Source organism: Oceaniovalibus sp. ACAM 378 (genome assembly GCF_008085915.1).
Lineage (GTDB): Bacteria > Pseudomonadota > Alphaproteobacteria > Rhodobacterales > Rhodobacteraceae > Oceaniglobus.
The window spans coordinates 17,479-30,489 of sequence record NZ_VSJK01000007.1 but is presented as its reverse complement, the minus strand read 5'-3'; the positions used below and the strand labels follow the sequence as shown (position 1 = coordinate 30,489).

The window sequence follows — 13,011 nt, the reverse complement described above, 5'->3', positions numbered from 1 at the left end:
GTTTATTATCGTTTTGCGGACACTACACCGGAGCGGAACGAATGTAGAGACGGCAACCGATCAACTTTGAAATTCCATCAACGCCTAGAATATAGGCGTTCACATCTGATTGCCCAAATATTGTGCATTTGGCCGTCAACCTGCTCAGAAAGACGCGGCTAAACCTTGTGCAGCCGCACATCCCCGCGCTTTTTCCAAAATGTGAACTCGGTCGTCGGGCCGGTCTTTTCAAGATCCGCCCGCATGTGTCGCAAGGGGAAAATTGTGAAACTTATCATTGCAACCATCAAGCCGTTCAAACTGGAGGACGTGCGCGAAGCACTGACCCTGGTCGGGGTGCGCGGCATGATGGTGTCTGAAATCAAGGGCTTCGGGTCACAGTCGGGCCATACCGAAATTTATCGCGGAGCCGAATACGCGGTGAACTTTGTTCCAAAGGCCAAGCTCGAGATCGTGGTGCCCGACGCGATGGCCGATCAGGTGGTCGAAGCCATCGCCAAAACCGCCAGAACCGCCAAGATCGGCGACGGAAAGATATTCGTGCTGGACGTTGAAAGTGCCGTGCGCGTCCGGACGGGCGAAACCGACGATGACGCGCTCTGACATAGATCGTCACCTGTCAAAACACCTTCAAAAGCCACCTTCATAAAGGGCCATGAGCCGATGAAACTGATGAAATACTTCCCCCTTGTGGCGCTGCTGACGCTGCCATCGACGGGGTTTGCCCAAGAAATTGCCGATACCACCCCTCAGATGGCCGACATTGGCTATATCCTGACCACATTCATGTTCCTCGTCACCGGCGTTCTGGTGTTCTGGATGGCCGCCGGTTTCACCATGCTGGAAGCGGGGCTGGTGCGGCAGAAGAACACGACGATGCAGTTGATGAAGAACATGGCGCTGTTTTCGATGGCGTCGATCATGTATTACCTTGTCGGCTACAACCTGATGTATCCCGGCGACGGCTGGTCTGTTTCCGGCGTGCTGGGGGCATTTTCACCAACCGCACTGGAACCTGTCGGGCTTGCCGACACGGAAACCGATCTGACCTATGCCTCGGTCGGGGCTGACTTTTTCTTTCAGCTGATGTTTTGCGCCGCCACTGCATCCATCGTATCGGGCACATTGGCCGAGCGGATAAAGCTGGTGCCGTTCCTGATCTTTACCCTTGTTCTGACCAGCCTGATCTATCCGATCCAGGCCAGCTGGAAATGGGGCGGCGGTTTCCTGTCGCCGGGCGATGGCAGCGTGACCGATTTTCTCGACTTTGCCGGTTCCACCGTGGTGCATTCCACGGGCGGTTGGGCAGCGCTGGCGGGTGCGCTGATCCTTGGTCCGCGTCTGGGCAAATATAAGGACGGTCGCACCAATGCGATGCCGGGGGCCAATCTGCCGCTGGCGACATTGGGCACGTTCATCCTGTGGATGGGCTGGTTCGGGTTTAACGGCGGCTCACAGCTTTATATGGACACGGCGGGCAACGTGGCCGACATCAGCCGGATCATGGCCAACACGAACCTTGCCGCAGCCGGTGGCGCAGTGGCCGCGCTGATCATGACACAAATTCTGTACAAGAAGCCCGACCTGACCATGGTGCTGAACGGCGCGCTGGCCGGTCTGGTGTCGATCACCGCCGAACCACTGACCCCGGGTTTGGGCGTGGCGACGCTGATCGGCGGCATCGGCGGTGTGATCGTGGTGTTTGCCGTGCCGATGCTTGACCGGCTGAAGATCGACGATGTTGTCGGCGCCATTCCGGTGCATCTGTTCTGCGGCATATGGGGGACCTTGGCGGTTGTGCTGACCAACCCGGACGCCACAATCGGTGCCCAGATCAAGGGGATCGTGGTCGTCGGTGTGTTTGTCTTCGGTGTGTCTCTGGTGCTTTGGATGATCCTGAAAGCGGTCATGGGCATCCGGGTCAGCGAAGAGGATGAAATGCGTGGGCTCGACATCGCCGAACTGGGAATGGAGGCCTATCCCGAGTTCGTACAGGGCTGATCGTCGGCTGTTTCAGACAGGATCAATCCAGCCCGGGCAGGCGACTGCCCGGGTTTTTCTTGCCAGCGCCGTTTGTCGTGAGCGGGCGTTTCGCAGCGGCTGATGCTGGTCATTCAAGATTGAACGACGAAGATCACTCTTCCGGAGTGATGGTGCCGCGCAATGCCTTGACCGTTCCGCGCACCTTTTTGGCCTTCAACCGGCGTTTCTTAGAGCCAAGTGTCGGGCGTGTGGCGATCCGCCGTTTCGGAGCCACACAGGCCGCGCGAATCAGGTCGGCCAACCGGTTGCGGGCGATTTCGCGGTTTCTGGCCTGACTGCGGGTTTCATCCACTTGCAAGACCAGAGCACCCTCGGAGTTCCAGCGCCTGCCGGCAAGTCGCCTCAGCCGTGCCTTGACCGGTCCGGGCAGGTTGGGCGAGCGTTCAGCCTCGAACCGCAGTTCGACCGCGCTCGCAACCTTGTTGACGTTCTGCCCGCCGGGCCCCGAGGCGCGCACGAATTGCTCGCTCAGCTCCCAATCTTCAATCGTGATGGTGTCGTTGATCCGCAATGTGGTTCCCCCGACGGTCTGATACACCAGCTTAACGCGCGGGTCAGCCCGCCTGCCGGTATTTTACGCCGTATTCCAGGGCGGAGGGGCGGCCAGTTTGCCGTGCGCCCGATCCATTCAGATCGGAGGCAGCGCCACGCGCCCGCGCGCGGTCAGAATAAAACAATTCTGCCCCTCGAAAACCGCCACGCTCAATGGGTGAAAATAGCCCGCTCCGGTGTCCAGGTTCACTCGATTGCCATAGTTCGTCGGAGTGTCCACAACTGTGTGCCCGTGGACCACAAGACGCCCGTGGTCGCGTGTATCATCCAGAAATCCGTCGCGGATCCAAACCAGATCATTCTCGGCCTGAGATTCGATTGCGATGCCGGGCCGGATTCCGGCATGGACGAACAGCTGGTCATCGGTGACATGCCACAGGGGCCGGTCGTTCAGGAATTCAATGTGTTCAGCGGGCACCGCGGCAAGTGTTTCCGCATGCACCTCGGCCTGATTGCGCCGCAGTGACCCGTCAACGCCGTAGGATGCCAGCGTTTCCAACCCGCCCAGCCGTTCGTGCCGCCAGGGCAGTTCGGCGCGCAAATGCGGATCGTGGTGCCAGCGGTTCGCCAGATATCCGGCGAACATCCGGTCATGGTTGCCCCGGATGACGACCCAGGGTTGCCCCGCCGCGATTCCATCGATCAAAAGCTGGATCACTCCACGACTGTCCGGTCCCCGGTCGTTCAGGTCGCCCAAATGTACCACAGGCGCAGAGGCCTCGCCGTATTGCGCCCGGTCTTTGGCGATCAGATCATGGGCGCCGCGCAGCATCTCCAGTTGGCCGTGAATGTCGCCAATGGCGTAAATCATACTTCCCCCTTGTTGCCCGCACGGTCGCCGGCCCCCCCGCGAGGAGGGACCGCATGGGACCGAGGAGCGTTTGGCCAGCCGCGATGCTACCGCGAAGTCATCCCATGTTGAACTGCAACGGGCGGATTGCCTGAAACAATCCCGTCGCACGAAGCCTGTCCAATACGGCGGCGGGCGGCTGCTCGTCCAGATAGAGCAGCGCAATCGCTTCCCGCCCACGCTCGGACCGGCCAAGGGTGAAGTTGGCGATGTTCACGCCGTTCTCGCCCATGGTCTGCCCCAGAGCACCGATAATTCCCGGCTCGTCGTGGTTTGTGGTGTAAAGCATGTGCTCACCAATCTCCGCGTCGATGGTGATGCCTTTGATCTGGATGAACCGGGGCTTGCCGTCGGAAAACACCGTGCCTGCGACATTACGTTCCCGCAGCGAGGTGACGACAGTCAGCTTGATATAACCATCAAACATGCCCGACTTGTCCTGGGTCGTCGTCGATACGTCGATTCCGCGTTCCTTTGCCATTACCGGGGCGGACACCATGTTCACGTCTGGGTTGGTGACCTGCATCATCCCCGCCATCACGGCAGCGTTCAGCGCGGCGGTGTTCATCTCGGCCACCCCGCCGTTATACAGCACGTTCACCGCAAGGATCGGTTCATCGGTCAACTGCCCGACGAACCGACCCAGATGTTCGGCCAGCTTGACCCAGGGGCCCATCACCTTGGCCTCTTCCGCCGTGACGCTCGGCATGTTCAGCGCGTTGCTCACCGCTCCGGTCAGAAGGTAATCCGACATCTGCTCGGCCACTTGAAGCGCCACATTTTCCTGCGCCTCGGTTGTCGCGGCGCCAAGGTGCGGCGTGCACACCACATTGGGCAGGTTGAACAGCGGCGAATCAGTGGCCGGTTCCACCGCGAAGACGTCAAAGCCCGCGCCTGCCACCTGACCCGATTTCAACGCTTCGGCCAAAGCCGCCTCGTCCACCAGACCGCCACGGGCGCAATTGATGATCCGCACGCCTTTCTTCAGTTTGGCGATGTTTTCAGCCGACAGGATATTGCGTGTCTTGTCGGTCAGCGGAACGTGGAAGGTGATGAAATCGGATTTGGCCAGCAGTTCGTCCAACTCGACCTTGCGCGCGCCCAAAAGGTCGGCGCGATCCTCGCTGAGGAACGGATCATAGGCGATCACCTTCATCCGCAGGCCCAGCGCCCGGTCGATCACGATCGAGCCGATATTGCCCGCACCGATCACGCCCAGCGTCTTGTTGGTAAGTTCCACCCCCATGAACCGCGATTTTTCCCACTTTCCGGCGTGGGTTGACGCGTTCGCCTCGGGGATTTGGCGTGCCACCGCCATCATCAGGCTGATCGCATGTTCGGCGGTGGTGATCGAATTGCCGAACGGCGTGTTCATCACGATCACGCCTTTTTTCGACGCGGCGGGGATTTCGACGTTGTCGACACCGATCCCGGCCCGACCGATCACCTTGAGATTGGTCGCGGCCTCAAGGATTTTCGCCGTCACCTTGGTGGCGCTACGGATCGCAAGACCGTCATATTCGCCGATCACGGACAGCAGCCTGTCCTTGTCCTTGCCGATGTCCGGGTCAAAGGTCACATCCACCCCGCGGTCACGGAAAATCTGCACGGCGGCTTCGCTCAGCTGGTCACTGATAAGAACTTTCGGGGCCATGTTTGGCACTCCTGTCATATAATTTATGTGGGTATGCGTCGGAAGGACGCGCAACTATGGGGGTGGCTCAGGCGGCGCTGGCCGCCTCGATCTCGGTCAGATACGCCCACTCGACCCAAGGCATCAAAGCCTTGACGTCGGCGGTTTCCACCGTGCCGCCGCACCAGATCCGCAGCCCCGGCGGTGCATCGCGGTAAGCCCCGATATCCAGCGCCACATCTTCGGATTCCAGCCGTTTGGTGACCGCCTTGGCGAAGGCAGTGCCATCGATTCCGTCCGGGGTGGCAAAAGTCAGACAGACGCTGGTGTTGCTGCGCGTCGTGGGGTCTACCGCAAGGAAATTAATCCAATCATGGGTCGCGACAAATTCGGCAACAGCCCCGGCATTGGCATCGGCCCGGGCAATCATCCCCGTCAGGCCGCCCACCGACCGCGCCCAATCCAGCGCCAGCAGGTAATCCTCAACACAGAGCATCGACGGCGTGTTGATCGTCTCGCCACGAAAGATGCCCTCGATCAGCTTGCCACCCTTGGTCAGCCGAAAAATCTTTGGCATCGGCCAAGCGGGCGTATAGGATTCAAGGCGCTGCACGGCGCGGGGGCTTAAAATCAGCATCCCATGCGCGGCTTCTCCGCCCAGCACCTTCTGCCAGGAGAAGGTCGTCACATCCAGCTTGTCCCATGGCAGGTTCATGGCAAAGGCCGCAGATGTGGCATCGCAGAGAGTCAGCCCCGCCCGGTCTGCCGGAATCACGCCACCATCGGGCAGGCGGACACCGGATGTTGTGCCGTTCCAAGTAAAGCAGACATCATTGTCCCAGTTCAGCGCGGCCATGTCGACGATCTGGCCATAGGATGCTTCATGCACCTTCGCTTCGATTTTCAGCTGTTTGACAACGTCGGTGACCCAGCCGGCCCCGAAGGATTCCCATGCGACCATTTCAACCGGACGTTCGCCCAGAAGGTTCCACATTGCCATTTCGAAGGCGCCGGTGTCGGATGCGGGCACGATGGCGATCCGGTAATCTTCGGGAACCCCGAGTACCTCGCGCGTCCCTTCAATAGCCGCCAGCAGCTTTGCCTTGCCCACGGCGGCACGGTGCGACCGGCCCAGAGGGGCGTCGCTCAGTTTGCTGAGATCGTATGCAGGAGGTTTTGCACAGGGTCCCGACGAAAAACGCGGATTGACCGGCCGTGCGGCAGGGGTCTTGTAAGCCATCTATGGTATCCTCACAGATATATGCCTCTCGTTGGGGAGAGGTGTCCCACTTCGCGCAATACGCTCACCCTGAATAAACAGCAATATCTAATGATGCTCACCCCGTAGAAATATGAAGGTCCGTGCAGTTCGATGCGGGAATGTAGAGATCCGCGGTCACCTTGATCGGCGTTCTTGACGGGGGGCGATGCAGAGCGACGCTTTGTTCCGACGCAGATCAGCGATGGCTTCGCCATGGTCGAGTTGAGGCACTCAACAGATCTTGGTCCAGACCGCACAAATCCAGGGTAAACGCAGGCCAGTCTTGCGTTAACTGGTGGCGAACCGGCTTTCAGAACTCGTCACAGCCATGGAGTTGCATCGGGTATCACCCCGCCATTGGCCAGACACAGCCCTTAGGAAAACTGTCGCAACAGTTCACCTGCGGGCCGGTCAGAACACGCGAGATATGATCCTGTGACGACATCATCGTTCCTTAACTCACAGTCAGATCTGAGAATGTGCATGGGCATATGCCCAAGCCACAGCCCCAATCACAATGACCGCGTATCCGGTTAGAAGGAGCGAAGTTCAGCGACTATTCGGGCAGGTCTGCTTTTTTATGGCGTGCCAGCCACAAGCCGCAGTTCTGCGGATGGTTCTGGATGCAGTCTAAGCGTGCCGTCAGAGTCGGGAATAACACCGAAGGGCTCAGCTCTTAACCAGTAGACTCCTTTTTCTTTACAGGAGCGCCTGTCGCCATATCTGTTCCAGTATACTCAAAACCGGCGGCTTTCCACGCTCCGAACCCGCCCTTCATATGGGCGACCCGGTCGACGCCGCTTTCCAGATACTGCTTGGCGACCTTGCTGGAGCGCACCCCGGAGCCGCAGTGAAATACGATCCTCTTCTCAGACTGTCCGGGCAGGTGATTTGGCTTGAAGGCCTGCATCGGGGCAAGCAATGCTCCATCAATCCGTTCAAAGCTGAATTCCTGTGGGGTGCGCACGTCAATCAAAACGATTTCATCCCGCGCAAATGCCTCTTTCACTTCCTCGGGCGTCCAATGTTCAAGAATACCGTTTTCAGTTTTTTCCGTTTCCATGATTTTTCCTTCAAGTTAGTTAACAGAAGTGTTCCGTTGTAGATTGCCTTGGCCGTCAGACGCAGGAAATCGATCGGTGTGGATAATCTTCAGCACAAGCAATTCGTTCAGCAAGCGCCGATGTCACTGCCGTAGGCGCCGGTTCCATCCGGCAATCAGAGCTTACCAGATTTGCTGTTAGGGGAGAATTCCATCACCTGATCGCCGTGCTCATTCTGGCTTGTCGCGGGGTGTCCCCGGCGCAGCATCACCATTGGCTTCGATGTCGGTGATATAGCGCTTCATCTCGGCGATTTCACCGCGCTGTGCCTCGATGATCGCGTCGGCCAGTGCGCGCACCCGTGGGTCGGAAATATCGGCCCGCTCGCTGGTCAGGATTGCGATCGAGTGGTGCGGAATCATCGCGCGCATCCACGCAAGGTCGTCCACCGTTTCCTGACTGCGCACAAGCCACAATGAGACAGCGAAAGTTGCGATCGCCCCGGCGAAAATGGCGATGTTGACCGTGCGGTTGGAATACATCCCCAGCATGAAGGCGAGCATGATCACCGCCATGGCCGCGCCCATATAAAGCGCCATCCACATCCGGGTCTGTGAAAAGAAGACATGATCGAGCGCGTAGGTATTGAGGTACATCAGCCCGAACATCACGATTGTCGATGTGGCGATCATCGCCGCGAACCGGCCATATCCCATTGCGCCACTTTCATTCTCGTCATTTGGCTTGTGGTGATCCATCATGCTACCTACCTTCCCCTGTGGCTGCGGGCATACCCCCTCTCGGTATCCAACCGGCCGCGCGGAAAATGGTTCCATCAGCTCCTTTTTACGGAGGGCAAAGTGAAACAAGACAAACAAAAGACGCTCGACCGGCTGGCCCGTCTGGAAGGGCAGGTCCGCGGTGTTGCGCGGATGGTCGAAGAGGATCGATATTGCGTCGATATCCTCACTCAGACCGCTGCCATCCGATCTGCGCTGAAAGGGGTCGAGCGGTTGGTGCTGGAGAACCACGCCAAGCATTGTGTCGAAGAAGCAATCGGCAGCGGCAATCCGCAAGATCAGCAAGAAAAATTCAACGAGCTGATCGCCTTGCTGCAAAAGACCCAAGGATAACGCTGTCTGCCTGCGAAGGGTCAGTGCGACACCGCAGAAACCGGCCCCCTCGGACAAGGTTTGGCCACCTCTTTGCAGGGATATCGCTATATTCTGCGCCGCATTCGAATGAACCAAGTCTGGTCACCCCTGCAAATTCGACCTAGACCTGCCCGGAAAGCGGAGGAGACGCCACATGCAGAAAATCGTACTGCCCGAAAGACCGCATTGGCGCGACCATGCCAAAGAGGTTGGATTCACCTTTGCCGACATGCATGGCGAACCCTATTGGGATGAATCCTCGGCCTATGAATTCTCGCTCGCCCAGATCGAGAACGATATCGAAGACCCTGCGACCGAGCTTCATTCCATGTGCCGCGAGGCGGTGGCGCATATCATCGCAAACGAAGGCCTGATGGAGCGGCTCGCGATCCCCGAAGCGCACCGCGATCTTGTCGTTGAAAGCTGGCGCCGGGAAGATCCCGAAATCTATGGCCGCTTTGACCTTGCCTATGATGGCAATGGCCCTGCCAAGCTGTTGGAATACAACGCAGACACGCCGACCTCGCTTTACGAGAGCGCCGCGTTTCAATGGCAATGGTTCGAGGATCAGCTTGCCGCAGGTGTGCTTTCCGAAGGGTCGGACCAATTCAACGGCATCCATGAGGCTCTGGTCGCGCGGTTCGGCGCGGTCTTTGAGCCCGGAAGCGATTTGCACTTTACCGCTGTCGGCGACAACCCCGAAGATTACGGCACGGTCGAGGCCATGGGCTGGGCCGCGCGCGAGGCGGGGATGGGGGCGCATTACTGTGATCTGGACAAGATCGCGATCAGCGAGAAGGGCCAGTTTCTGGATGATCAGGATCGGGTCATGGGCGTACTGTTCAAACTCTATCCCTGGGAAGACCTGCTGCGCGATGACTATGCCGATCATATCGCCGGATCGAACTGCCTGTTTCTCGAACCGGCATGGAAGGCGCTGTTGTCGAACAAGGGGCTGTTGCCGGTGCTCTGGCAGATGTTTGAGGGGCATCCCAACCTTTTGCCGGCGTTCTTTGAACAGGACATCAGTGATGCCATCGCCGGGCGTGGCGCGGCTGCGGCGGAGGTGGCCGAAGCTTTTGGCCGGGCCGAGGCGCAACTGATGGCCGGCCGTGTGAGCAAGCCGATCCTGTCACGCGAAGGTGCGTCGGTGACCATCCTGAAGGGCACCGAGATCGTCGAACAGTCGCAGAATACCGAATACGCTGAACATCCGCGCATCATTCAGGCCTATGCGCCTTTGCCGCAGTTCGATGGCTTTCGCCCGGTGATAGGGGCATGGATCATCGGCGACAGCTGCACAGGCATCGGTGTCCGCGAAGACCGTTCACGCATCACTCAGGATTTGTCGCGTTTCAAACCGCACTATATCACTGCATGATGTGCACAATTATCGTCTATTATTTGACCAAGAGGCAGGATTGTCATGACCAAACGCTCTAATCGGGTCGCCATCGCGATCCTTGGTGCCGCCGCCTTTACGCTTGCTGGCTGCCGAGACGAACAGGTGGATGCCGAGGCCTTTCCGGATCTGCAAAGCTGCACCGACGAAGCACCGCGCGGCGGGATATTCTCGTCGCAGGACTGCGAAGAGGCTTTTGCCGCAGCCGAGGCCCTGCATGTCGATGCGGCACCGCGCTATGACAGTCAGGCCGTCTGCGAAGAACAGCACGGCGCCGGGGCCTGCGGCACTGAGGCGACGACAACGCAGGGCGGATCGGGCAGCATCTTCATGCCGCTCATGGCGGGCTATCTGATCGGCAACATGCTTGGCGGACGTGCGGGAATGTCGGCGGGCCAACCGCTTTACAAGACCTCGGACGGGAAGTTCACCAATGCGGCGCGTTCAAGCACGTTTTCCGCCAATAAGGGTGCGACCAAGCTGAGTACATCGCAGTTCACCCGCCCCACCTCGACGGCGGGAAAAGCCCCGATGAGCCGCGCCACCGCCAATTCGCGCGGCGGGTTTGGCAAAGCTGGGACCGGGCGCACGGGATTTGGCGGCTAGACCCGCACTCACGGGTGGGCGGTTGCCCGCAACAGATCCACACCGACCCTGATATGGGAAGTCGTCGGTTTCTGTGCCCCTGACGAGATGCCTTAGCGCGACAATCGACAGCCCCCACGGGGCCGAACGTGGCGGACCCACGGCTCAGGGTTTCAACGGCCATCCCGATCACGGATAGCTTCTGTCGCCGTATTCGACGCGGAAGATCCGCAATGGGGCGTTCGGTCGGGCGGTGTCGGTGCCCGGACCCATGCGCGCGTTCAGCATGTCATTGGCGGCGACGCCAATCACCCGCCAAGAGTCCGGCCCGTGCCCGTCAAGGTCGGCCTGCGCACCCGAGGTCCAAAGACCAAGCGAGATGACAGCAATCGGAAAAGCCAGACGCAGCATCATTTCACGTCAACGATCGCGCGGCCAAGAACCTGACGACCGGCAACATCCAGAAACCGGACCTCATACAAGCCCGCCTCATCCGGCATCGTCAGCTCCATGGATTTTTCCGCTGTGACAGACTGAACAGAGATCCAGCTGAAATCTGGCTGTTCCGAGCGTGCAAGTGCGATTCGCTGATCCGCACTGTCACTCTCCCCGGTCCATGTCACCGTTATCGTCTCACCGGGCGCGGCGGATTTCGGCACCGACAGCCCTGCACCATCGTCAAGCGGCGCATCTGCATGCACCACCTCCAGTGTGGCGCTGGCGAGGGTCTTTTTGCCCTCCTCCAGAACATAGCGAATCTCATAGAGGCCCGGCCCGTCCGGGGCGGCCAGCTCGCCTTCGGTTGCGGAGCGGACGCGGATATAATCGCCAGCGCTGCCTTCAGCCGCACCTGCCGTGACGATCGTGATAAAATCGTTGACGTTGACACTTTGCGACCAGCCGATCGCCACCGGCGTTCCCTCTCGTACGGTCGTCGGACCAGAGAGGGTTATCGACGCACTGACCACCTCAATGGCGGCGGTGGCCAGCGTGCGCCTTCCTTCGTTCAGGACATAGCGCAGTTCATACAGCCCGATCTCGGCGGGGGCGGTCAGGGTTCCTTCGGTCATGTCACGCACCCGGATATAAGCGCCGCTCTCACCCTCTTTGGTCCCCATGGGGACGATGGTGATAAAGTCCTGCGGGTGAACACTGCCCGACCATGTGACATCGAAGGCCGCGCCGGTCATGACATTGTGCGGACCGGCAATCCCGACCTCGGCCTCGACCACTTCAATGGCGGCGGTGGCCAGCGTGCGCCGCCCCTCGTTCAGGACATAGCGCAGTTCGTACAGCCCGATCTCGGCGGGGGCGGTCAGAACTCCTTCGGTCATGTCGCGCACGCGGATATAAGCGCCGCTCTCGCCCTCCTTGGCTCCCATGGGGACGATGGTGATAAAGTCCTGCGGATGAACGCTGCCCGACCATGTGACATCGAAGGCCGCGCCGGTCGTGACATTGGCCGGACCGGCGATCCCGACTTCGGCCTCGATCACCTCGATGGTGGCGGTGGCCAGCGTGCGCCGCCCCTCGTTCAGGACATAGCGCAGTTCGTACAACCCGATCTCGGCGGGGGCGATCAGGGTTCCTTCGGTCATGTCACGCACGCGGATATAAGCGCCGCTCTCGCCCTCCTTGGCCCCCATAGGGACGATGGTGATAAAGTCCTGCGGGTGAACGCTGCCCGACCATGTGACATCGAAGGCCGCACCGGTCGTGACACTGGCCGGACCGGAAATCCCGACCTCGGGAAGTTCCGGTTCCGGTTCGGGCATGACCGGCTTCAATTCCATGGCGCTTTGAACCTGATCCAGCGCATCGTGCAACTCGGCTGCATTGCCCGCGGGCACAAAAACGCCGCCGGTGTTCTCAGCGATACAGGACAGGCTGGCATGGGCCGCGTCCTCAAGATCGAAACCCACCACATGCGCGGTGAATTTGACACCTTGTTTCGCAAGCTGTGCAGCGAGCGCGCAGGGATCGGCGTTGCAGGTTTCGACCCCGTCCGAGATCAAGATGACTGTCGCGGAATTGTCACGATAGGACAACAGATCGGCGGCGTGCTGCACCGAGGCAGAGATCGGCGTTTTGCCCACCGGCCTGATCCCATTGACGGTGTCGATAAAACTGGCCCTGTCCAGCGGGGCGGGGGAAATCAGCGTTTCGATATCGGTGCAATCGCCCTGGCTTCGGTGCCCATAGGCGACAAGGCCCAGGTTGGTGCCCGCGTCCCACTCGTCCACCAGACCGGCCAGCACGTCGCGGGCGATTTCAATCTTGCTGACTCCATCAATCTGGCCCCACATGGAGCCCGAGGCGTCATAGACGATCACGACATCATCTGCCGCACTTGCCGGTGCTGCACAGGCGATACCGCCAGCGATCATCATTGCCGCCAGACTGCGTGCGTTCTTTTTCATATCCCGTTCCTCCTTGCGCCAGTCGAGTGCGCGCAAATCTCCACGCCCCCCACGGGGGCTGTGTCTGA

General features: G+C 59.7%; 13 protein-coding genes. 5 read left to right on the top strand and 8 right to left on the bottom strand.

Annotated features, from left to right (window positions below):
* The first annotated feature begins 264 nt into the window (after window positions 1–264).
* Window positions 265–603, top strand: coding sequence for a P-II family nitrogen regulator (locus tag FQ320_RS10490; RefSeq protein ID WP_148471972.1), 339 nt, complete (start codon window positions 265–267; stop codon window positions 601–603).
* 60 nt (window positions 604–663) lie between these two features.
* On the top strand, window positions 664–2,001 hold the full coding sequence (locus FQ320_RS10485) for an ammonium transporter (protein ID WP_148471970.1): 1,338 nt from the start codon (window positions 664–666) through the stop codon (window positions 1,999–2,001).
* Window positions 2,002–2,134: 133 nt separating this feature from the next.
* Here the strand turns inward: FQ320_RS10485 and arfB are convergent, their stop codons facing one another.
* The 6 genes from arfB to FQ320_RS10455 all read right to left on the bottom strand — a co-directional run bounded on the left by arfB (window position 2,135) and on the right by FQ320_RS10455 (window position 8,143).
* Entirely contained in the window at window positions 2,135–2,554 is a 420-nt protein-coding gene (gene arfB, locus FQ320_RS10480) for an alternative ribosome rescue aminoacyl-tRNA hydrolase ArfB (RefSeq protein WP_148471968.1), read from the bottom strand.
* Between the two features lie 117 nt (window positions 2,555–2,671).
* Window positions 2,672–3,406 (bottom strand): metallophosphoesterase, encoded by a 735-nt coding sequence (locus FQ320_RS10475; protein WP_148471966.1) that lies wholly within the window; start codon window positions 3,404–3,406, stop codon window positions 2,672–2,674.
* Window positions 3,407–3,503: 97 nt separating this feature from the next.
* Window positions 3,504–5,099, bottom strand: coding sequence for a phosphoglycerate dehydrogenase (serA, locus tag FQ320_RS10470; RefSeq protein ID WP_187393860.1), 1,596 nt, complete (start codon window positions 5,097–5,099; stop codon window positions 3,504–3,506).
* Between the two features lie 67 nt (window positions 5,100–5,166).
* Entirely contained in the window at window positions 5,167–6,318 is a 1,152-nt protein-coding gene (locus FQ320_RS10465; protein WP_148471962.1) for a phosphoserine transaminase, read from the bottom strand.
* A 697-nt stretch (window positions 6,319–7,015) separates the two neighbouring features.
* On the bottom strand, window positions 7,016–7,402 hold the full coding sequence (locus tag FQ320_RS10460) for a rhodanese-like domain-containing protein (protein ID WP_148471960.1): 387 nt from the start codon (window positions 7,400–7,402) through the stop codon (window positions 7,016–7,018).
* Between the two features lie 210 nt (window positions 7,403–7,612).
* A complete protein-coding gene (locus FQ320_RS10455; RefSeq protein ID WP_255509461.1) occupies window positions 7,613–8,143 on the bottom strand; it encodes a DUF305 domain-containing protein in 531 nt (176 codons plus the stop codon).
* Window positions 8,144–8,242: 99 nt separating this feature from the next.
* Between FQ320_RS10455 and FQ320_RS26400 the strand changes: the two genes are divergently transcribed.
* The 3 genes from FQ320_RS26400 (at window position 8,243) to FQ320_RS10440 (ending at window position 10,544) form a co-directional block, all read left to right on the top strand.
* Window positions 8,243–8,515 carry a metal-sensitive transcriptional regulator gene (locus FQ320_RS26400; protein ID WP_148471958.1) on the top strand — a complete coding sequence of 91 codons (273 nt, stop codon included), beginning with the start codon at window positions 8,243–8,245 and terminating at the stop codon, window positions 8,513–8,515.
* 175 nt (window positions 8,516–8,690) lie between these two features.
* Window positions 8,691–9,917: a glutathionylspermidine synthase family protein gene (locus FQ320_RS10445; RefSeq protein ID WP_148471957.1), complete on the top strand. Its 1,227-nt coding sequence runs from the start codon at window positions 8,691–8,693 to the stop codon at window positions 9,915–9,917.
* Between the two features lie 45 nt (window positions 9,918–9,962).
* A complete protein-coding gene (locus tag FQ320_RS10440; RefSeq protein WP_148471955.1) occupies window positions 9,963–10,544 on the top strand; it encodes a DUF1190 domain-containing protein in 582 nt (193 codons plus the stop codon).
* A gap of 168 nt (window positions 10,545–10,712) precedes the next feature.
* Here the strand turns inward: FQ320_RS10440 and FQ320_RS10435 are convergent, their stop codons facing one another.
* The gene (locus FQ320_RS10435; protein ID WP_187393858.1) at window positions 10,713–10,937 is read right to left on the bottom strand and encodes a hypothetical protein; all 225 of its coding nucleotides are present in this window, start codon (window positions 10,935–10,937) and stop codon (window positions 10,713–10,715) included.
* Window positions 10,934–12,943: a VWA domain-containing protein gene (locus FQ320_RS10430; protein WP_148471951.1), complete on the bottom strand. Its 2,010-nt coding sequence runs from the start codon at window positions 12,941–12,943 to the stop codon at window positions 10,934–10,936. The genes FQ320_RS10435 and FQ320_RS10430 overlap by 4 nt, the downstream gene beginning before the upstream one ends.
* Window positions 12,944–13,011 lie beyond the last annotated feature (68 nt).

Coding starts and splice junctions, on each gene's coding strand:
- FQ320_RS10485 (WP_148471970.1), top strand. CDS start 664: ATGAAACTGATGAAATACTTCCCCCTTGTGGCGCTGCTGACGCTGCCA.
- FQ320_RS10475 (WP_148471966.1), bottom strand. CDS start 3,406: ATGATTTACGCCATTGGCGACATTCACGGCCAACTGGAGATGCTGCGC.
- serA (WP_187393860.1), bottom strand. CDS start 5,099: ATGGCCCCGAAAGTTCTTATCAGTGACCAGCTGAGCGAAGCCGCCGTG.
- FQ320_RS10465 (WP_148471962.1), bottom strand. CDS start 6,318: ATGGCTTACAAGACCCCTGCCGCACGGCCGGTCAATCCGCGTTTTTCG.
- FQ320_RS10460 (WP_148471960.1), bottom strand. CDS start 7,402: ATGGAAACGGAAAAAACTGAAAACGGTATTCTTGAACATTGGACGCCC.
- FQ320_RS10455 (WP_255509461.1), bottom strand. CDS start 8,143: ATGATGGATCACCACAAGCCAAATGACGAGAATGAAAGTGGCGCAATG.
- FQ320_RS10445 (WP_148471957.1), top strand. CDS start 8,691: ATGCAGAAAATCGTACTGCCCGAAAGACCGCATTGGCGCGACCATGCC.
- FQ320_RS10440 (WP_148471955.1), top strand. CDS start 9,963: ATGACCAAACGCTCTAATCGGGTCGCCATCGCGATCCTTGGTGCCGCC.
- FQ320_RS10435 (WP_187393858.1), bottom strand. CDS start 10,937: ATGATGCTGCGTCTGGCTTTTCCGATTGCTGTCATCTCGCTTGGTCTT.
- FQ320_RS10430 (WP_148471951.1), bottom strand. CDS start 12,943: ATGAAAAAGAACGCACGCAGTCTGGCGGCAATGATGATCGCTGGCGGT.